Origin of the sequence: Streptomyces spirodelae, assembly GCF_017676385.1 — a bacterium.
In the GTDB taxonomy this organism is placed as follows: domain Bacteria; phylum Actinomycetota; class Actinomycetes; order Streptomycetales; family Streptomycetaceae; genus Streptomyces; species Streptomyces spirodelae.
On record NZ_JAFFZN010000010.1, the window covers coordinates 42,356 to 62,417 of the forward strand.

12 protein-coding genes and 1 pseudogene are annotated in these 20,062 nt (G+C 73.7%); 4 read left to right on the top strand and 9 right to left on the bottom strand.

The genetic code is table 11. The features are described 5' to 3' along the window. Positions 1-62 precede the first annotated feature (62 nt). Positions 63-443 (top strand): annotated as a pseudogene (locus JW592_RS32735) (transposase family protein); the annotation flags it as partial. A gap of 7 nt (positions 444-450) precedes the next feature. On the opposite strand, the gene JW592_RS13045 reads toward JW592_RS32735, so the two are convergent. After that, positions 451-1,080 (bottom strand): TetR/AcrR family transcriptional regulator, encoded by a 630-nt coding sequence (locus JW592_RS13045; RefSeq protein WP_209265200.1) that lies wholly within the window; start codon positions 1,078-1,080, stop codon positions 451-453. A gap of 109 nt (positions 1,081-1,189) precedes the next feature. Here JW592_RS13045 and JW592_RS13050 point away from each other — a divergent pair, with 109 nt between their 5' ends. After that, positions 1,190-1,600, top strand: a complete 411-nt coding sequence (locus JW592_RS13050) for a DUF6069 family protein (protein WP_209265201.1) — start codon at positions 1,190-1,192, stop codon at positions 1,598-1,600. A gap of 304 nt (positions 1,601-1,904) precedes the next feature. Here JW592_RS13050 and JW592_RS13055 read toward each other — a convergent pair whose 3' ends face one another. Further along, positions 1,905-3,458, bottom strand: coding sequence for a serine/threonine-protein kinase (locus tag JW592_RS13055; RefSeq protein ID WP_307805396.1), 1,554 nt, complete (start codon positions 3,456-3,458; stop codon positions 1,905-1,907). Between the two features lie 565 nt (positions 3,459-4,023). Here JW592_RS13055 and JW592_RS13060 point away from each other — a divergent pair. Continuing rightward, a complete protein-coding gene (locus JW592_RS13060) occupies positions 4,024-5,088 on the top strand; it encodes an alpha/beta hydrolase (RefSeq protein ID WP_229375892.1) in 1,065 nt (354 codons plus the stop codon). Between the two features lie 470 nt (positions 5,089-5,558). Further along, positions 5,559-7,064 carry an MFS transporter gene (locus JW592_RS13065; RefSeq protein ID WP_209265202.1) on the top strand — a complete coding sequence of 502 codons (1,506 nt, stop codon included), beginning with the start codon at positions 5,559-5,561 and terminating at the stop codon, positions 7,062-7,064. 607 nt (positions 7,065-7,671) lie between these two features. On the opposite strand, the gene JW592_RS13070 is transcribed toward JW592_RS13065, so the two are convergent. From JW592_RS13070 to JW592_RS13100, 7 genes are all read right to left on the bottom strand, one after another. Continuing rightward, positions 7,672-8,286: a cytochrome P450 family protein gene (locus tag JW592_RS13070; RefSeq protein WP_209265203.1), complete on the bottom strand. Its 615-nt coding sequence runs from the start codon at positions 8,284-8,286 to the stop codon at positions 7,672-7,674. 184 nt (positions 8,287-8,470) lie between these two features. Continuing rightward, on the bottom strand, positions 8,471-9,517 hold the full coding sequence (locus tag JW592_RS13075) for a methyltransferase (RefSeq protein ID WP_209265204.1): 1,047 nt from the start codon (positions 9,515-9,517) through the stop codon (positions 8,471-8,473). 367 nt (positions 9,518-9,884) lie between these two features. Continuing rightward, on the bottom strand, positions 9,885-11,012 hold the full coding sequence (locus tag JW592_RS13080) for a lantibiotic dehydratase C-terminal domain-containing protein (RefSeq protein ID WP_209265205.1): 1,128 nt from the start codon (positions 11,010-11,012) through the stop codon (positions 9,885-9,887). After that, the gene (locus JW592_RS13085) at positions 11,009-13,792 is read right to left on the bottom strand and encodes a lantibiotic dehydratase (protein ID WP_209265206.1); all 2,784 of its coding nucleotides are present in this window, start codon (positions 13,790-13,792) and stop codon (positions 11,009-11,011) included. The genes JW592_RS13080 and JW592_RS13085 overlap by 4 nt, the downstream gene beginning before the upstream one ends. Next, positions 13,789-15,519, bottom strand: coding sequence for a SagB/ThcOx family dehydrogenase (locus JW592_RS13090; RefSeq protein ID WP_209265207.1), 1,731 nt, complete (start codon positions 15,517-15,519; stop codon positions 13,789-13,791). Before JW592_RS13090 ends, JW592_RS13085 begins: the two co-directional genes overlap by 4 nt. Before the next feature lie 64 nt (positions 15,520-15,583). Then, the gene (locus tag JW592_RS13095; protein WP_209265208.1) at positions 15,584-17,560 is read right to left on the bottom strand and encodes a TOMM precursor leader peptide-binding protein; all 1,977 of its coding nucleotides are present in this window, start codon (positions 17,558-17,560) and stop codon (positions 15,584-15,586) included. After that, positions 17,557-19,929: a YcaO-like family protein gene (locus tag JW592_RS13100; RefSeq protein WP_209265209.1), complete on the bottom strand. Its 2,373-nt coding sequence runs from the start codon at positions 19,927-19,929 to the stop codon at positions 17,557-17,559. The genes JW592_RS13095 and JW592_RS13100 overlap by 4 nt, the downstream gene beginning before the upstream one ends. Positions 19,930-20,062: the final 133 nt, after the last annotated feature.

The window sequence follows — 20,062 nt, forward strand, 5'->3', positions numbered from 1 at the left end:
GAGGCGTGGTCTACAAGATCCGTGCCGGCATCACCTGCGGTGACCTGCCCGAACGCCACGACGGCCTGACCAGCAAAATCCATCTCGCCTGCGACGGCCGCGGACGCCCCTGGCCATCCTCCTTACCCCCGGCCAACGCCACGACGGCATCTGTGCCAAGGCTCCGCTGGAACGCATCCGGGTGCCCCGTACCGCGGCCGGCCGCCCGCGCTGCCGACCCGACCACGTGCCGCCAGCGCGGGATCGGCCACACCATCCCGGAGAAGACCGACCAGCGAAAGGATCGCCGCAACCGAGGCCGTCGCGGCGGACGGCCCCCGGCTTCGACCGCGAGATCTACCGCCGCCGCAAATAGGATCGCGACCAGGTATGACAAGACGGCCGCCTCCTACGAAGCAGCAGTCACCCTCGCCTCGTTCCTACTCTGGGCAAAATCACTTTGAAGACGGCCTACCCCTCATCCCTGGCTCCGGGGGTCGTGAAGGTGGCCTCCAGGAGTGCTGTGAGGTGCTGGGCGAAGCCTTTGCGGGACCAGCGCCGTCGGGTCATGAGCCGGTCGAGGATGTCAAGAGACGTCAGGGCCCAGAGCATGTCGGTGGCAGTGTCGACCGTCCAGGGGGGCGCGAGACGGTGTTCGGCCTGCAGCCGTTCGATGACCCGGCGACTGCCTCTGCGCCAGTTGGTCAGGGTGGTCTCCCACAGTTCGGCGGCATCGGGGTCGGTGTGGCGGGCGCGTTCGACGGCGTGCAGGACAGCCAGGATCCGGGGGTGGGACCTGGCGATGTGCTCGGCCCACTCCCGCAGTGTAGCCAGGGCATCGGGTGCGTCCCACACTTTCTGCAGCGAGGCGGCCAGTTGTTCGACCTCGCCCAGGCTGCGGTAGAGCGCGGTGAGGAGTTCTCCGCGGGTTGAGAAGTGCAGGTAGGCCCCTCGGCGTGAGACGCCGGCGCGTTCGGCGGCGGCGGCCATGGTCAGGGATTCGAAACCCTGCTCCTCGATGAGCTCCCGGGCTGCCTGCAGGAGCGCGGCTACGGTCTTGCGGCTGCGAGCGTTCCGGGGCTCCCCGATGGTCCTGGCCATGCCCACCTCTCCGTTGAAATTGCACATTGCGTGAAGTTGCTATTGCTGGAAAGTACGCGCCATGTGTACTTTATCAAGTGCACACCATGTGAAGTTAAGGAGTCTTTCCATGACTGCTGCCAAAACCACCCGCACCTCGGGAGCCCGCCACCCGCAGATCACCGCCGTGGTCCTCGCGACCACTGCACCGGCCGTGGTCTGGCTCGCTGCGAAGGCGGCGGGTGCCGATATGGAAGTCACCATGCACGGACAGCCGACCATGCGCGTCGGCCTGCCACTCGTCCTGATCGCCGCCCTGCTGGCGAACCTTGCAGGCTGGTCGGCGCTGTTGCTGCTGCGCCGCGTGACCAGCCGCTCCCGTGCCGCGTGGACCGTCCTGTCCGGCATCGTGCTGCTCGTCTCCTTCGCCCCCGTGATCAGTGCCCGGGCCTCCACAGGCACCACACTTGCCCTGGCCGTGATGCACCTGGTCGTGGCTGCGGTCCTCGTTCCCGGACTGCGGCGGGCCACGGCGACCTGACGGGAGCTTCTCGGGGGTGGGCTTCCGCCACCGTGCGCGTACGCCTGCGGCCCCGTCGGTGCTCACTGCCGAGAGGGCGGATACAGGTCGAGCCGCTGATGCCGACCGACCCGTATCAGCGGACGGCGGTGGGCCCACCACCACGCAGGCTTGATGCCCCGCGGAACATCTGCACCTGCTCGCCCCGGCGGTCTCGCCGGCGACGCCGCGCAAGCAGATGTGCAGCTCATCCCGTGTCGACGGCCTCGACGACCACCGGGCTCAAGGCGTCGTCCGGATGGCGGGCTCACCGCACTCGTGCCCGTCAGGGGGCTCCCAGTTCCTTGGCCAGCTTGTTCGCCGAGTCCTTGGTGAAGCTGCCGCTGATCTCCATAGCACCCCCGCTGATGGGCCCGGTGACGGCAGGTGCACTGATCAGCCGGTCGCCGAGGACGATGGCGATGTGGTTTTGTGGGGAGCGGCGTTGGGCCGCCCGGCTGGTGAGGTCCGCGAACCGTTTGGCGTCCTCATCCTGGAACGATGCCTGGATCATCCAGCCCGTCTGGCCGCGCTTGGTGCGCACGTGCCGGAGCTGCTTGACGCTCATGCGGTTCTCGGCCGCGGTGGAGATGTGGAAGCAGGCTTTCTGGTCCTGAGAATAGAAGGTGGGCGGCGGCAGCTTGTCGGTGCACTCGCCCGGTGCGATCTGTTCCACCAGGGCCAGCCGCAGGTCCTCCCGCACCGCACCGGGGGTGGCCTCGCCGCCCTGCTGCAGCGCGTAGATGACACCGCCTCCGGTGAGGAGCCCGGCTGCCGCCAGAGCCACAGTGAGCCGCACCCCGGTGCGACGGAGGCGGGGCGGCTGGAGCCCTGGCGAGCGGGGCAGGTGTCGGGTGTGGGCGGTGGCGGGCGGAGTACGCACGGTGGCCGCCGCGTCAGGGGCGATGCGCCGCTGGGCCGCATCGACCTCCTGGGTACGGCGTCTGCCGTACTGCTCGATCGCGGAAGACCAGCCTTCCGGGAGCCAGTCGGTGGCACCGCGCGCTTGTGGACGCTCCGCGAGAACGGCGCCGACCTGGTCCAGCAATGCGTGCGCGGTGGGCCGTCGAGCGGGGTCCTGGGTGAGGCAGGGGAGGATCAGGGCGTCCAGTCCGGTGGGCAGGCCGTCCAGGTCGAGGTCACCCTCGGCTGCTCGTACCAGTTGTTCGAACGCGCTGCCCTGGCCTGTGTCGCGGTAGGGACTGCGGCCCGTGGCCAGGTAGAACAGTGTGGCACCCAGCGAGAAGACATCGGATGCAGCGGTGGTCGGCTCGCCACGCGCCTGCTCGGGGGCGGCGAAGGCGACGGTGCCGAAAGTTGCCTTCGTACGGGTGATGTCGGCGGCCTGCGAGATCCCGAAGTCGATCAGGCGGGGGCCGTCCTCCGGCAGCAGAATGTTGGAGGGCTTGATATCGCGGTGGACCAGCCCGGCGGCGTGGATGCTCACCAATGCCTCGACCATTCCGGCCGCGATCCAGTGCAGGGCGGCGGGCGGCAACGGGCCTTGGGACACGACCAGTTCGCGCAGCGACGGCGCCGGGATGTATTCGGTGGCCATCCAAGGGACGTGGGAGTCCGCGTCGGCATCCACGACACTGGCCGTGAACACCCCTCCTACGCGCCGGGCCAAGGCCACCTCGCGGGCGAAGCGGCGCCGGTCCGCGTCCGAGACCGTGCCCTCGTCGGGGTCGGCCAGCAGAATTTTGACGGCAACGGTGTGGCCGCCTGGGGAGCGGGCCAGGTAGACGCGGCCCATACCACCGCTGGCCAGTTCCGTGAGTACGGTGTACGGCCCGATCTGTTCGCCGGGGCTCGCAGCGCCCGTCCACTCCGCCCGCACTGGCGTCTCCCCCCGTCCGCCCGGCCACGGCAAGCCGCGGTCACGTAGAAGCAAGGTTCAGATTAGAGGATTCACGCAGTGGTGCGGCCTCGCCTGCCGCGTTCGTCTGACTGGTCACCACAGAAGAGCCTGGCACCGGGGTGCCTCGCCAGGCCGCCGACTGCCGCGGTGGTGGACTCTTCGTCGGTGGTGACCGCTGAGCCACCACGCGGTACGGGCGAGGTCCGACCGAGCCGCCGCTCTGCCGGGACCTCGCATGGCGAGTGCCGGACCTCACCGGCCATCGGATCGAACGCACAGCCCCGAGAGGCCGGTGTGTGATGCCCCGGAGTCTCAAACCGCCGCCGGTCGACGCGTGCCCGGCGCCGTACGGCGGTCGCGGTGCAGGCTCCGCGCGGCCTGCCGCACGGTTGCACTGTCGCACGGCCATACCGGTGCTTCCCGACGCGCGGGTTACTCGTCCGCGCCGGGGGTGACGCTGTCCGGGTGCACTTCCGCGGGCGCCGCCGCCGACTCCCCCTGGGCTGGACACTGACTCGGGCAGCGTGTCCCTAGGGTCGGCCGTATGGACGCTACAGGTGATCCGAAGGTCGGGCCGGGCAGGACCCGGCGGCAGGTACTCGTGCCGATGGCCGCGCTGGGAGCTGCGGCGGCCGTGCCCGCGCTGGCCGTGCCCACGCGCGCGTCCGCGGCGTCGCCCATGGGCGCGCGGGTTGTCGAGGAGCGGCGGGTGGGTCCGCGGCTGCTCGATCTCACCGTGGAGTCACCGGCGATGGGCGGCAGAGCGTTCGTCCGGCTGCTGACGCCCGTCGGCTGGGAGCGGCGGAGGCCCGGCGACCGGTGGCCGGCGCTGTGGCTGTTGGTGGGCGGCGACGGGGACCACAAGGGGTGGACCGAGAGCTACGACTTCCACAAGGGCGTCGCACGCGCCGCACTGCGCGACGTGCTCGTAGTGATGCCGGGGATGCCGGAGTTCGGCTTCTATACGGACTGGTGGAACGGCGGCAAGGGTGGTCCGCCCGCTGTGGAGACGTTCCACCTGGACGAGGTGCTCCCACTGCTGGAACAAGACTACGGCGCGGGCCGGCGGCGTGTGGCGGCCGGTGACTCCCAGGGCGGTGCGGGCGGGCTGTTCTACGCAGCGCGCCGCCCTGGGCTCTTCCGCGCGGTGGCGAGCTTCAGCGGGTACATCCATCCACTCCAGCACGTCCGGGCGATCCGCGCGGGCATGACCTACCTCGGCCTCGACTGGCGTGCGCTGTGGGGCGACCCCGTGGCTCAGCGAGCCAACTGGGAGGCCCACGACGTGTACCACCTCGCGGAGCGGCTGCGCGGTGTACCCGTTCATCTGTCCAGCGGGGACGGGAGGCGGGGAGTGCTGGACCCGCCCGGAGCCGAGCCCGACCCGCACGTCCCGGGGCTGGAGGACCCCTCCGACCCGTTCCCCGAGGAGGTGCTCTCGCCTTCGGAGGCGCTGATGAACGAGGAAGCCCGTGCCGTCGCGCCACGCCTCGCGCAGGCGGGTGTCCAGGTCTCGACCCACTTCTACACCGGCATGCACGAGCCCGCCTACTGGGTACGGGAGTTGCACGACAGGCTGCCCTGGCTGCTGTGGCACCTGCGTGCGTGACGGACGGGTGGGTCCCGCCGCCCGTGATGGCCTCGTACACGGCGACCGTACTTCGGCAGCTTCGGCGCCACCACGACCACCGGCGCTTCTCGCATGCACCCGACTCCGGGATGCCGCGCAGGGCCCGGCTCGGGAAGCGGCCGCCGCAGTCCGGACGTCTGCGGCGTGCGACGCGGAGCCGCGGATGCTGCTGCCGGCAGCGATGGCTGCGCCGGTGTATCCACAGCAGAGGGCGGGCACCGCGACGGTGTCACCAGGAGTCCTGGCTCCCGGATCGCCGGAGGTGGCCGATGTGCCGCCCGCCTGGCGGCGTGGCAGGGGCCGGGTGAACTCGAACGCCGGTCTTCCACGCGCGTCGCTCCCCAAGAGTCCTGACCTGACGCGATGCCCGCATAACGTTGACCGGCATGGGAGATGACGAGCACGGGAGGTTTGCGGTGACGCCCGCGCGGTCACGGACCTGTCCTGCGATGCTGCCGATCATCCTCGCTCTCTCCCTCGCCTTCACGGTCACGGTCATCGACCCGCTGGTGCTCGGGCTGAACCTGCCGCAGGTGAGTCGTGCCCTGCATGTGCCGCCCCAGCTCGTCGGGTTCCTGGGCGGCGCGGCCACGCTGGTGATGGCTGCCGCCGTGCTCGCCGCGGGCGGTCTCGGGGATGCCTTCGGGCTCAAACGGGTGCTGATGCTGGGGCTGGTCACTGTCACGGTCGCCGACCTGCTCTCCGTGTTCTCCCCCGGGTACGGCTTCTTGCTGACGATGCGGTTCCTGGACGGCCTGGGGATGACCGCGCTGCTGGGAGTGCCGTTGGCCCTGCTGAAGACATCGGTTCCTCGGGAGAAGCGCCCCGCCGCCCTCGGTGTCTTCATGGCCGTCGAGATGGTCCTGTGCGGGATGACTCCCGCACTCACCGGTTGGGCGGTGGGAGCCGTCAGCTGGCGGGTGCTCTTCCTGATCGCCCCGGTGCTGGCCCTGACCTCGCTCTGGCTGACGGCCCGGTACGTACCGGAGGCCCCCGCCAAGGAGCGCCGTCGGACCGACGTGGCTGGTGTCATCCTGGTCGGAGCCGCTCTGCTGGCCCTTGTCATCGGTCTCGCCGCGGCGCAGAACGGTGTCTTCCGGCCGCAGACATGGCTGCCTCTGCTCATCAGCGCTGCCGCCGCCGTGCTCTTCGTGCTGCACGAGCGCCGCACCCCCGAACCGGCCCTGGATCTTGCGCTGTTCCGAAGCCCGCCGTTCAGCGTGGCCCTGGCGGCGACGCTCACACTGAACTTCCTCGCCGCCGGCCTCAGCGTCGCCCTGGGCCAGTTCGGCAGTGTGGTGCTGGCGCTGTCCCCCGAGGCCGTCGGCCTGCTGTACCTGCCCGGCACCCTGCTCAGTGCCGGTGCTGTAGTCCTGGCCGGGCGCCTGGTCGGGAAGTACTCCCCGCGGCCGGTGATGGTCGCCGGTCTGCTGCTGCTGGCGACGAGCGGGCTGTTGATGGCGGGCACACTCACCCCCACGATGGCGTTGTGGCTGCTCGTGCTGGCCACATGGCTGTGCAACCTGGGGACGCTGGTCACCTCCACCTCGGTGTCGGAGACGGTCCTCTCCGAAGCGCCGCCTGGGCATTCCGGCACCGTGGCCTCCGTGCAACTGGCCTCCGGAATGACCGGCTACGCGTTCGGGCCCACCGTCTACCTCCTGCTTCTCAACTTCTTCTTCCACCGGCAGTGGCTGGCGGACGCCGAGTCACGCGGACTGTCGGTGACCCGGGCGGAGCAGGCCGTGGACGCCGTGCGCAGCGGTTTGGCACTCAACCCGGGCAGTGCCGTGTACGACCCGAACCTGCTCCGGCTGGCAGGTGGGCTCGACCTCGGGCGGGACTTCGCGGACGCACTGCGGCTCACGATGCTAAGCGTCAGCGTCCTGCCGCTCGTCGTGGCGGCGGCGGCGCTTGTGCTGATGCGCCGCCGCAAGGAGCCGCGAACCCCCTAGGCACGGCCGCGGGCTCGCGACCCAGGACGAGCGGGCTCCGCACAGCGCCCCGCCCGAGCCGCGACGCGAACCAGACCGGCGACGTGGAGCGTCCTGCCGTTCGGTGCGAAGGCGTACGACCGGCCGTGCCCGCGCACCCCTTCGTCGCCCTGGCGGGAACCGGAACTGCCGGGCGGGCGTGGTGGGATGATGCCGAACAGCACGCTGGGCGGGCGTGGTTCGTGTAGGAGAGGGGCCATGGAGCCGCTGGTGGCGGCGGGCCCTGAGGGGTTCGATGACGAACCGCCCCCGGGAGCCAGGGACCGCCCGTCGGAGTGGGCCTTCGCCGTGCCGCTCTGGACACGGCCGTCTCCCGCGGACTGTTCGACGACCTGGCCGGTCAAGGCTGATCCGGCGCGGCTGGGCCTCGACGGCGAGCGGGGCACGCGCCGCACTGGCTACCTCTTCACCCCAGCACAGGGCTCGCAGGCACGCGAGGGTCTCGTTCCCTGGCTGTCTTCACCGAGGTGGCAATGGCCGACTCGTTCGTGGGTCACGGAACGCGCCGGGGTGTCTCAGCGGTTGACGGCGAGCGTTGTCTGTTCGAGATCCCTGAGGGCTCCGGGCATCAGGGAAGGAGGCGCTCGCGGTGCGTAGTGATGCCGGCCTTCGCCACTGCGGGTCCGGCGACCTTCGCGTAGAAGGGGGCGAACACGTGGCGGGACACGGTACTCACCGTCTCACCACTCACCACCTCACCGGGAGTTCGATCAGGTCGCCGGTCAGTACGGCCTCGCGCAGGCGGAGTTCCTCGATGGGGACTGCCAGACTCAGCATCGGGAAGCTCTCGGCGAGGTGATCGAGGGCAACCTGCCGTTCCATGCGGGCCAGGGAGCACGCCCAGGCAGTAGCGGGCGCCGTGACCGAAGGACAGGCGTGCTGCGGCCTGACGGGTGATGTCGGTGTGGGCGTAGCGGGGGATGCCGCCGCCTGCCTTGCCGGGAGCGCGCAGGATTTCCTCGACCGCGTCCGGGACCAGGCCCGGGTCGGCCAGCATGGCCTGCCACTGGCCGGGATCGGTGAGCAGCAGGGCGCCGAGTCCGATCTGGACGACGGTGGTCTCATGCCCGGCGAACAGCAGGGCCATCGGCAGCATGGCGATCTCGTCGTCGCCGACCCCGTCGGTGGCGCACAGCCGGGAGGTGACGTCGTCACCGGGCGCGCGACGTTTGCTGGTCGCCAACTCCTGCCCACACCAAGACAGTTCGTCGAGGCGGGTGGGCTGCCGCCACCGGGCTGCCGCGCCGCCTGCGGTGGGCGGCCTGGTCGGCCGAGGTCTCACGCGATCCCGACCGGCGCCCCCGGTCGCGGAGCAGACTCATCGAAGTCGTCCGGCCCGAGGCTCCGCGCATGGCCGAGCGCGGACGTCAGCGGGCGACGAGCTCCACCAGGGAGCGGTAGTAGCTGAGCTTGCGCACCGTACCGAGGTCGAATCCGGCGCGGTCTCCGAGCACGGCGAGCTGGTCGCGGGTGCGCTCCTGCCCGGAGAAGTAGGTGAGCATCCGCAGGTCCATCTCGGAGCGGACCCGTGCCCCCTGCGGGTCGTCGCGCAACCCCTCGATCAGCAGCACCCGGCTGCCGGGGCGGGCCGCGCGGGCGCAGTGTTCCAGGATGGCCAGCGCGTGCTCGTCGTCCCAGTCGTGCAGTACGACGGAGAGCAGATAGCCGCCCGCACCGGCAGCCGCCTCCGGCAGCGGGTCGAGGAAGCTGGACTCCAGCACGGCGCACCGCTCGCCCAGCCCCTGCTCGGCGAGGTTGGTGCGGGCCGCGGCAGCCGGTCCTGGCAGCTCCACCAGGGTGGCGCGGAGTTCGGGGTGCGCGGTCAGCAGCGCGCACAGGAGCGTCGCGTCCCCGCCGCCGACGTCGACGAGGTGGCCGAGCGAGCCCCAGTCGTAGCCGTCGGCTGCGGCCTTCGTCTCGCCGGGCACGAGCAGCGAGGCGAGCAAGGAGTCGAAGGAGTGGGAGAGTTCGGCGTCGGCGTCCAGGTCGGCCCAGAACGAGCGGCCGTAGGCGGTGTCGTAACCGGGGCGGCCGGTGCGGATGCTCTCCAGCAGGTGGACCAGCGCGAGGTCACCGCGGCCGAAGGCGCTGCCGGTGTCGAGCCAGTCGCGGGGGCTGCCGGGGTGGTCGGCGCGCAGCTGTGCGCCGAGTTCGGTGAGACCGTAGACGTGCGGCTCGGGCTGGGTGAACACCTGTGCGTTGACCAGGTGGTGGAGCAGCCGCTCCAGCAGGTGTGCGGGGGTGCCGGAGCGCTCGGCGAGCCGGCCGAGGGGGGCGGTGCCCTCCCCGATGTGATCGGCGAGGCGCAGTGTGGCGGCGACGCGTACGGCCATGGGGGTGACCAGGTCGGCAACCTCCCAGATGTCGCTCGTGCCGCGGGGCCGCTTGTTCTCCTGGGTCACCGTCTGGGTCACCGTCTTCCCGGTCGTGGATGGGGTGCGAACGCCCGGCGGATGGCCGGGACGGTCCGCTTGCGTTCCGCCTCTCGGCCGCTCGCCGCCGGGCGCCGTCCGTTCGCCGTACGGCTGGGACGGTGCCCGGCGGCGGCTGCCGCACGGCTCAGTGGCAGGCCGGCCCCGAGGCCGTCGTGCTGGCGATGACCTGCGGCGGCTCCTCGATCTCCTCGATCTCGAAGGTCTCGGCTTCCAGCGCCTCCAGCTCGTCTACGAGCATGTGTCAACTCCTTTGGTAGGTACGCGAGTTACGCGACTGTACGCGGACACCCGCCATTGTGTGGATCAGTTTTCGCCATGGTCAATAGCCGGCCGGCGGCGGTCGCGGTCAATCCGCGGGCACTTGCTGGACGCGCTCCTTGAGGGCTCGGCTCAGCAGATAGGCGAGGTAGTCCTCGCTGCCGACGGTCACCCCGAGCCGGTTGCATCCCATGTGCACGAATCCGGCGAGCAGCGCGGCCCGCGCGGTCTCCACGTCCACCGGCGCGGGCGCCTCCGTCCCCTCCCCCGCGGGGAACACCAGTGCCCCACGCAGGGCCTCCTCGTCGATACGGGCACGCAGTTCGGCGCCGTGCTCGGCCCACCGGCGCAGGAATCCGGCGAGCCGGTCTGGCCTGCCGCCGAGGACCCCCGCGTGCAGGGCCTCCACCTTGTCGCCCACCGGGCCCGCCATCCGCAGGTAGGCGGCGGCGTAGGTGCCGTAGCGCTCCTTGAACAGGGGTTCCCAGTCGGCCATGCGCCGCTCGAAGAAGGCGACGGTGCGCTCGGTCCCGCCCAGCACCGTGAGCGCGAGAGTGGCCGTCAGCTGCGCGGCCAGCCCCAGCCGTACGCTGCCGACCTGCGTGTTGGCGGAGGCCAGCAGGCTCGCGACCAGGCTGCTGGAGCGGTCGGCGTGCCACTCGGAGAGCGCCACACCTGCCGGGCCGCCGTACCGCTCCAGCTCCGGCTCGTAGCCGAGGTAGGCGAGTGAGTCGTTGGGGCGGCGCGGCATCCGCACGGTGTCCGGGCCGTAGCGGGCGTCCCACTGCGCGTCGGAGAACTCCAGCCGGAACCGCTCCCGGTACTGCTCGTCGGTCAGATCCACCGCTGGGTCGTAGACGGAGGGGCAGCGGCGCAGGAAGTCGCCGACGGTCTCCTCGATCGCGCCGGTCAGCGCCGGGATCGCGGCCGGTCCTGTGGGGCGCACCCGCAGCCGCACGTGCGGGCCCTCCAGCCAGTGGCGCAGGAAGAAGCAGCGGTCGGCGAGACCTTCGGCGCGCAGCCGCTCGAAGAGCGGGCCGACACACTCGCCCAGCAGCGGGTCGCGGTCCCCCGCGTAGTAGACGTGCGCCGACAGCCACTCGCCGGGGCCCAGCTCGGCGGGCGGACGGTCGTCGGCGTTGAGGGGTGCGGCGGGCCCGGGGCGGCGCTGCCGCGCCGGGAGCCGCGCCTGGCCGGTGTCGATCGCTTCGCTCACTGGGGGTCCGTCCTTCCGGTGTGCTGTGTGAGGCCGGTGGGAAGTGGCGCCGCGTCCAGCTCCACGCACACCTCCGACACGTACGTGGAGCCGCCCGCGCTGAGGGCCGGTTCGGTGGCGTCGGGCAGCAGCTCGGTGAAGACGGCCTCCCCGGCGCCGCGCAGCCGGTGGTCCAGCAGCGAGAGGGACAGCGGACTTCCGGCGTCCACCGGATGCGGCTTGCGGTCGATGTCCGTACGGACCATCACCCGCTCCGGCAGCCCGGCGGCACGCCACCAGCGGCGACGGGCGAGGAAGCCGTGTGCGGTCTCGGCGGGTGGCTGCTGGCCGGGCAGTTCGGGCCCGGCCAGCCGCCGGCTGCGGCGGGCCAGGACCAGCGAGCCGTGCCGCACCCGGGGGCGGTGGGCCGGCCCGCCCCCCTCCAGGCATCCCCACAGGTCCGCCACGAGCGGCATGGCTGCCGGGGAGAGCGACAGCAGAGTGCGCTGCACGCGGGGCAGCGCCATGGGGACGAGGCCGCCGAGCCACAGCGGCACGACGCGCCTGCCCAACCGCCGGGAGACCAGCAGCAGTTCACCGTTCTCCTCGTCGTCGACCAGCCGCAGGTCGTCGATCGCGAGTCGGCGCTCGGCGGGCCCGTGCGGCGCCTCGGCGGGCCCGATCAGCCGGTAGGGGGCCGCCGCGGGCCGCAGCGCCAGGTTGGAGGTGTCGTAGCCGCCGCTCAGCTCCGCGGCGACGGCGCCGGGCGGCAGCAGTCGGGCGCACCGGGCCCGGATACCCTCCGTCAGCTCCTGTTCGGCCTCCGGCCCGAAGGACCTGGCGAACCGGGCGAGAGGCTGGCCGAGGCCCGAGTAGGCCCAGTTGAGGACGGCGAGCGGCGGCCCGCCGGGGAGGCGGGGTCCGGCCCACTGGAGGTAGCAGGAGTAGCTGCGCGGCAGGCCGGGGCTGCCGGGAGGCAGCGCGGCGGCGGCCCGGTGCAGCGCCGCCGGGTCCAGGACGAGCTCGGAGGCATCGGACGGCTGCGGCCGTCCTTCGGGGAGCCGGGCGTCGAGCGCGCCGCGCAGCGCGCGGGCGAACTCCTCGTGCGCCGCACTCAGCGCCGCGACCCGCGGGTCGTCGTAGGGGTTGGCGCGCGGCAGATACCTGCCGTCCGCGTCCAGCGTGCCCAGGCGGGTGCCGGTACCCGACAGCCGCGTGCCGCAGTCCCGGTACAACTCGTGCGCGAACCCGGGCACGTCGTCGCAGACCCCGCCGGGCCCGTACCGGGAGCGGAAGTAGGCGTGGGCCAGCAGCCGGTCCAGCAGCAGCAGATCGAAGGCGGGCAGCAGCCGGGCGAAGTCGCCGAGCGCGGGCAGCGGTCCCCGGGCCCAGGCCCGGCGGGAGGCGGTGGCGGGCGCGGCCAGCACGGCGTCCTCGTAGACGGCTGTCCTGGGCACGACCGGTACCGCACGGCCCAGCGCCCGCTGCGCCTCGGCCACCTCGGTGCGGAGCGCGGCGGTACGGCGGGCGCGCTCCGCCAGCGGCGCGAGGGGGAAGCCGTCGGCGTGCTCCCGTATCCGGTCGAGCCGGTCGGCCAGGGAAGGTCCGCTGCCTGTGGGCGGCAGCGGACCGAGCGTACGCAGCCGCCCGGCCAGTTCTGCGACCGGGTCCGGGTGGTGGATGTCGAGGGTGAGAGCGGGCGTGGTGAGCAGGCCCAGCTCCACCAGCTTGGCGAGATAGCCCTCCAGCCGCTCCCGCGGGCGGCCGTCCGGGTCGGAGCTGTGCAGCGCCTCGGCGAGCCGCGGCAGGGTCGTACCGGCGTCCCCGGCCGCGTCGAGCAGCCGCAGCGCCTCGTCGACAACGGGCCCGGCGGGCACCTGGAACGGCTCCTCCTGCAGCACGCCCGGCGTGGCGAGGGCGAGACCGGGATCGACGGACCGGTACCGGCGGCGTGTGTAGTGGATGCGCCCTCCCGAGCGGCGCCACCCACCGACCGCGTGGAACGGGAGGGCCGCCCGCGTGGCCGGGTCGCCGAGCGCCGCGACGGCGATCTCGTGGAGCGCGGTCACATTGGCGCGTGCACGCAGCAGCGGCTGCAGCGGAGCGTCGTCGACGGGGGCGAGCCCCAGGGGCGGGCCGGAGTCGTGGAAGCGCCCGCGCGTCAAGGTGGTGAGGGTGCTGAAAGGACTCGTCTTGAGCGCCGCCCGGTAGACGTACGACATCAGGGCGCGCTCCGCCTTCCGGTGCCGTTTGCCGCTCGGTGGCGCGTCACCGGCCGCCAGATACGCCGGGAGGGCGGCGTCCAGGGAGGGTGAGGCCGCCTGGAGTCCTGCCCGCAGCACCGGATCACGGGCGAGGCGACGCAACTGGAGGCGGGCGGAGATGAGTTCGGCGGCCTGGATGCGCTCACCGGCAGCCAGATGCTCCTCGTAGCGGCGCCGCAGGGCGAGCCAGTCGGCGGCAGCCGAGGGCGCCGCCTCCTCGGCGCCCCGCAGCGTCGCGCGAGAGGGCGTGCGGGCGTTGTGGATGTCGCGGCGGAGAGCGAGCAGGGCGCGGCGGCTCGCGGGCGCGGTGCGGGCGACAGCCTCGGCGAGGGCGTCCTCGGCAGCGGGTGCCAGCGCGGCCATCCCGTCCTCCAGCTCCAGCGCCGTGCGCGCCCACGCGGTGGTGCCGGGCGCGCGCAGGGGCGTGAGGGCCGCGGTGGGGAGCCCGGCGACGCGGAGCAGGAAGTCAGACGCGAGGGTGAACGGCGCGGTTGCGGTTGCGAGCGCGGGGGTCGGGTGGGAGGGGGTGTCGGTCATGGGCGGCCGGTCCGGTCCGTGCGAGGGCTGGGGCTGAGGTGGGGGTGGTGGCTGGGGCCGCCGCCAGGGCGGTTCGGGGCGAGGGAGGCGTCGAAACGGGGGCGGTCGCAGCGCTCGTGGCCGGCCATCAGGAGGAGCAGCGGCCAGGTGTCCGGGCCGACGGCCGGAGCGAGAGCCGCGTGGAGGGCCTCGTAGTCGAAGCCGAGCGCCGCACCGCAGCCTGTACCGAGGGACGCGGCAGCGAGGTAGGCGGCCTGCGCGACGGCGCCCGCCTCGGCGTTGAGCAGCCGGTGGCCGCGCGGCCCCGCGGCGGCCACGACGGCGTGCGGGCGGGCCAGTACGACCAGGACAGCGGCGGCCTGTTCGAGGTTGTAGTTGTTGAGCGTGTAGCTCCGCTGGAGGAAGGGGTGCGGGGCCGGTCCGGGCAGCGGGACCAGGGCGTGCGCGGCGGAGTCGTACAGGTGGAGGCCCGCCGGTGCTCCGGCCACATGCTGGGCGAAGACGGCGAGCCGGGTGAGCGCGGGCGCGGGGCAGGACGACGCCCGGCCGCCGTCCCCGTCCGCGCGCAGCTGCCGCCCGGCCGCGGCTGCCTGCAGCAGCGCGGCCAAGTCGGCGGCCGACAGCGGGCGGTGCGCGGAGAACCGGCCGAAGCTGCTGCGCCGGGCGGCGAGTGCTTCGGCGACACCCGCGCCGAGCGGCGAAGGGGCGGGGAGCGGAACCGGAGCAGGCGCGGACGCGGACGCGTCCGGCTGCTCTCCGGCGGGCGGGTCCGGCTCCTGGCCGGCGGCCTCGGCGAGCGCCTCCGGGCCCGGGGGCGGTCCCGTGTCGTACGTCGCCGCCAGGTGGGCCGCCTCGGCGGCGGGGAACCGCAGGACGGTACGGGACCGTTCGGGCAGGGGCGCGGCCACCCGTGGCGCGGGAGCCCGTGAGGGGGCGGGCCCGTCGCTCCCCGCCTCGGCGGCACCCCGCCAGGGCAGCGGGACCACCGCCAGCACGCTCTCGGTGACGGGATCGAGACCCAGCAGGCGGTCCAGCGCCGGCTCGTCGTACCACAGGCGGGGGCGGAGCCCGATGCCGCAGGCCGCCGCCCAGGTCTGCCAGGTCCGCAGCAGACAGCCGAGGTCCATGGTCACGCAGTGGTAGCTGAACTCCCCGTACTTGAAGGCGTTCTGCCAGAAGCGGACGGTGACGAGGAGGAATTGGCGGCCCGCGGTCGGCACGCCGCCCAGCGCCTCGCGTACCCGGGGCGAGACGTCGCCCGCGGCGAGGCGGCGCAGCGCGTGCGCGGGCTGGTTGTAGTGGTACACGCCGGGCAGCGGGCCCGCACCCGGACCGCACACCCAGTAGATCTCGCACGGGTACAGGCCACCGCCCGCCGCGCTGCCGCGCGCCCACGCGGCGTGTGCGTACGCCTCCCGGCCGCCCTGGCCCGGGTCCGCAGTGACCTGGAGCCGGCGGGAGAGCCAGCCGTAGGAGTGGCGGAGCATGCCGCCGAGCAGCGGCACGGTGAAGCCGGCCCCGGCCCCAGCCCGCGGCTCCGGGGGCCGGGCGAGCAGGGCCACCCCCAGTGGGGCCGCGGAGTGCGGCACCTCGTCGGGGAGCGGGAAGCCGGGTGCCCCGGGATAGATCTTGTGGCTCCGCGGCTGGTCCTGCCAGTCCGGCTCGAACGGCTCGGCTTCCATCGGCACCGAGGCCCGCCGCAGCACCGCATCCAGATAGCGGGTCACCGGGAGGGTGCGGTCTGCCGCTCCTCCCGGACCCGGTCGTCGGCACTGGGACACCTTCTCCCCCTCACATGAACGGGTGCGGAGCCGGGTTGAGCTCCGCCGCCGTCAGGTCGTCGGCACGCAGCCCGGCGCTCCGCAGCGCGGTGCGGGCCCTGGGCATGCCGGGGGCCCGGTGCCGCCGGGCCCCGAAGTCGAGCGGGAGCAGCCCGGGCACCAGTACCCGCACCACTCGGGTGGCGACCGCCCGCTGTTCCGGTCCCGTCTGATCGACGACAACCGTGTCGAAGCCCCGCGCGGCGAGCAGGTCCCGGCAGTGGCGCACGGCGGCGGACAGATCACCGGCGGGTGGTGCGGCTCCGTCCCGGAAGGCCGCAGCCGGTGGCCGTGCTCGGTCGTCCGGGCCGAGGAGGAACGCGGCGTGCCGCTCCATTTCCGGGAGACCGTACAGCGCGGCGTGCTCGGACAGTTCGCGGACCAGGGAGAAGTCCCGTGCCATGGCGCGCAGCCGGTCGCGGTTGTCCACCGTGCGCTCGGGAAAGCCCGACAGATAGCTGGCGACCTCGCGTACGGCCGACTCGGCGGCGCGCTCCGGGTCGAGCGCGGCGGCGGAGGACAGGCACAGCGCCCCCGGCCCGCCGTCCTCGCGGGTCGCGACGGCGGTCACGACGGGAACGGGCAGATCGATCCGGTTGTCGAAGAGCCGGAGCCGATAGCCGCCGCGCCGCATCCGCTCGGCGAGGTGCAGGGTCGCCGGGGACCGGCGGTCGTCCACCGCGATCCGCGGCAGCCGGGCCCGCCCGAGCCAGGCCACCAGGAACGCGTCCCGCTCCACGAGCTCCAGCAGCCCGTGCAGCACGGCCTCCTCCACGCACGAGCCGCCCGCGCAGCCACTGGAGGTCCCGGCGGCGAAGAACGGGCCGGGGCCGGCCGACCGGTAGTGGACCAACTGCTCGGGAACCAGCACCGGCCGCTCGTCCCGCAGCGACCAGCCCCACAGCCAGGGCAGAACGAGGTCCTCGTCGTACGGCGCGAAGTGCGGCGGCGCGCCGTCGAAGAACGCCGCCGGCGGGAGTCCGCACTCGCGCGGGTCCACGGACGGGTGGCGTAGCGCCGAACGAGCGGCCCGGATCCGCCCGGGTCCGCCCTCGCGCAGCCCCGCCAGCCGCTCCAGCCCCTCGCACAGGGCCAGGGCCGCGCTGTCCCGGTAGGTGTCGGCGTGCCCGCTCCAGTGGACGTCCATGAGGCGGGGTGTGCCGCGTACCGCGAAACGTCCACCGGCCGGGGCGGTGTTGGCCGCTTCCCGGTCCGGCCGTACCCCCGTGCCGAGTGCGCCGCAGACGGGGTTGGCGAGTGCGTCGGCGGCCCGCTCCGGCACCGCTTCGGCGGCGCTCAGCAGCCGGGCGGTGCCGGGGCGCGGTACGAGACCGGGCCGCAGCCGGACGGCGCTGCGCGCGGGGTCCACGGCAGCCCGCTCCCCCGCCCCGCACCGAGGACACGCGGGGTCGGCCAGCAGCCGGGCACGCTCCACACGGAGGGTGTCGAGCGCGAGCCGGTGCACGGTGCCGGTCGGGGGCGGGGTGCCGGTACCGGGCGTGATCGGCTCCTGACGGCGCATCGTGTCGAGTGCGGCTCTCGCCAGGTGGGCGAGCATGTCGAGGGCGAAGGAGGTCAGATACGGGTTCGGAGCCGCCGCATGGACGCGGGCCTGAGGCCCGAGCTCCAGCGCGTCGCGCTCGACGGCGGGGCGGAGGGCCTGCCAGCGGGTCGCCACACAGTGGAAGCACGGATGGCCCGGCAGCGGCTGCGGCGGGCCGAGCGGCCCCAGCAGGGCGTATGCGCCGTGCAGTTGGACGGGGACGAGTGTCGCGCCGGGCGCGGGGGCGGGCGGCCGGTCCGGCTCCGCGTAGGCGTCGCGCGTACCCAGCAGTCGTACGTGGACGGACAGCGGCTGCTGCGCGGTGTCGTGCAGACGGGAGGCCAGCGCGCGCTCGACGCGCAGCCGGTCGGCCTCGGGCAGTCCCTCGGTGGTGGCGGTACTCACGCCGGTGCCTCCCGCGGCCTGCGCAGCAGGACGCGTACGGTCTCCACGCCGCCCGCACGCAGGTCGGGAGGGGTCGTCAGCACGACGAGGGCTTCTTGTCCGCGCTCCGCCGACATCCGCCCCGACAGGTGCTTCCCGGCCGTCGGCTCCTCCGCGGCTGTCGCCGCGGCTCCCGGTTCGGCCGCCGCTTCGGCCCCCGGTTCCGCCGCCGGTTCGGCCGCCGGTTCGGCCGCCGCCAGCAGCGCCGGTGCGTCGAAGCCCGGCATCAGAGGGTCGCCCAGGTCCGTTCGATGGCCGTGCGCCGCGAGTTGCAGCGTGCCGACCAGATCGCGGAGGGCGTGTGCGACGGCTTCGGCGCGAGTGGTGCCATAGCCGAGCGCTTCGGCGGCGTGAGCGGTGGGTCCGTCGCCGGCGAGGGCGACGACCGCGTGTGCGGGTGCGGCGCCGGGAAGTTCGAGAAGGGTGACCTGCCGGTCGAGGTGGGCGGCGGCGCGGAGCAGGAATCCACAGTCGTCCTCGGCTGCGGCGTCCGCGGGCGGCGTCGGAAGCACCCGCGGCGCTGCTTCCGCGCGCAGCGCCGCCACGACGCCCTCGCGGGCGAGCGCCGACAACAGGCCCCGGCGGGCTGCTGCATCGAGGGTGGCGCCCGCTCCGGCACCGGCACCGCCCGGTTCGAAGCGGCCGTCCGGGTCGAGCGCGCCGCCGGGGTGCACGGCCGCCGCCGGGACGGCGACCGTCCGGCCGTGACCGGGGGCCGCGTCCCGCGTGGGCTCCCACTCCCACGCTCTCAGCCACGGCCCCTCGGCTGCGCGCTCGTCCGGCCCGCCCGGTGCCACCGCGCCGTCGGCGCCGTCGGTGTCGCGGAGGCCGCTCCAGTTGCTCAACTCGGCGCCGGGCACCCGCTCCACCGCCCCGTCCGCGACGTACGGTGCGGCGCTGCGCGGCAGGCCGTGCGCGTGCAGCAGCCTCTCGTACACCAGAGCGGCCGAGTACCGGGCGGTGGTTCTGGCGTCGGCCTGGCTGCCGAGGGCGAAGGCGGTGACGGAGCGGGGAGGTACGGCGGACGGCCCGGGCGCCGCGACCTCGATACAGGCGGCGCGTACCGGTGACTGCGGCAGCGCGTCGTCGGCGTAGCGCCGGAAGACCCCCGCGTACGCGCCGAACAGCACCCCCTCCCCCGCCGGGTCGGCCCCGTCCCGGGCTCCGGAAGCGGTCCGTCGGCCCGCCCCGCCCCGTGCCGTCCTCGGTGCCCGGCCGCACGCCGCACAGTCCGGGTGCGCGAGCAGCGTCTCCCGCGAGGTCGCCAGTGTCGTACGGTCCTGGAGGACCAAGGCGCCGGCGCACTCCGCCGGGAGGGCGCCCGTGCGGTAGCGGAAGACCTCGAAGGCGAGCACCGTCCCGAGCATGCGCCCGAGCTGCGTGGCCGGACCGGTGGCCGACCGCTCCGTGTGCACGGCCCGCAGCAGCGCCGCGGCGTCGGTCGGCTCCAGGTTGGCGGCGAGCCGCAGCACGGCGCACTGCCAGCAGCCCGCGATCTGCCGGCCGCCGCCGGCCCCCTCGTCGCCGTCGCCACCGCCGCCGTCACCGCTGCCGCCGTCACCCCCGCGTCCGTGCACCAGGGGCCCGAGCACGGCGCTACCGTCCAGCACCGTCAGCGGCAGCAGTGCCGGGCCGCCGTCGAGCGCCGCGCGGTTGCGGCGGACGAGCTCGCCGTAACCCGTACCGCACGCGACCACGACATCCGCTGCGGCGGCCACCTCCCCCGGCCCGCCGCCACCCTCCGCTGCCGCAAGCACCTCCACCTCGGCTTCGCACCGCGCATCGCGCAACGCGTCCCGCTCCAGCAGGAGTTGGCGCGGCGGCTGCTGATACGGGCCGGTGAGCGCGACGGTCCGCAGCCCGTTGCGCAGCAGGGTCACGGCGCAGCTCTCCGCCACCGGGCCGTGGCCCGCGATCAGCACGCGGGTGGCGCGGAAGCGGGCGAAGGCGGCGGTCGCGCCTCCGCCGAGCCGGTGGTCGAGGTAGCCGAGCTGGTCGGCGAAGCGGTCCCGGACGGCCTCGGGGAGCCGAGAACTCCCCTGCCCGGACGGGGAGTCGTCCGGCCTTACGTCCTGCGCCACCCCGCGCGCCAGCAGCGTCCGCACCATCGCGGTGACGGTGGCGCGGCGCTCCTCCGGCAGCCCGTGGCACAGTTCCGCCAGCGTATGGGCGCCGGTCAGATGCGGTGCGAGGCGGCACATCCACCGGTAGGCGGTACGACCCTTGAGTACGAACCGGCCTTCGGGGTACTGGAGGAGGACCCCGTCGTCGGTCGCCGTGAACAGCGCGTCCGCCCGCAGTCTGGGGCGTACGTCGTGGGTGGGGTCCACGTGGCGGCCTCCCGCGCACTGCGCGCACACCGGGCACGGCCGCCCTCGCGCGCACGTTGATCGTACGGATGGTGAGCAGGGACGGTACCCGGTCATCCGGCGCGGTGTCAGCGAAGATCGGAAGAAGGTCGAA

Bases quoted from the DNA above. Each gene is read 5' to 3' on its own strand.
- JW592_RS13045 (WP_209265200.1), bottom strand. From the start codon at position 1,080: ATGGCCAGGACCATCGGGGAGCCCCGGAACGCTCGCAGCCGCAAGACC.
- JW592_RS13060 (WP_229375892.1), top strand. From the start codon at position 4,024: ATGGACGCTACAGGTGATCCGAAGGTCGGGCCGGGCAGGACCCGGCGG.
- JW592_RS13085 (WP_209265206.1), bottom strand. From the start codon at position 13,792: ATGACCGACACCCCCTCCCACCCGACCCCCGCGCTCGCAACCGCAACC.
- JW592_RS13050 (WP_209265201.1), top strand. From the start codon at position 1,190: ATGACTGCTGCCAAAACCACCCGCACCTCGGGAGCCCGCCACCCGCAG.
- JW592_RS13065 (WP_209265202.1), top strand. From the start codon at position 5,559: ATGCTGCCGATCATCCTCGCTCTCTCCCTCGCCTTCACGGTCACGGTC.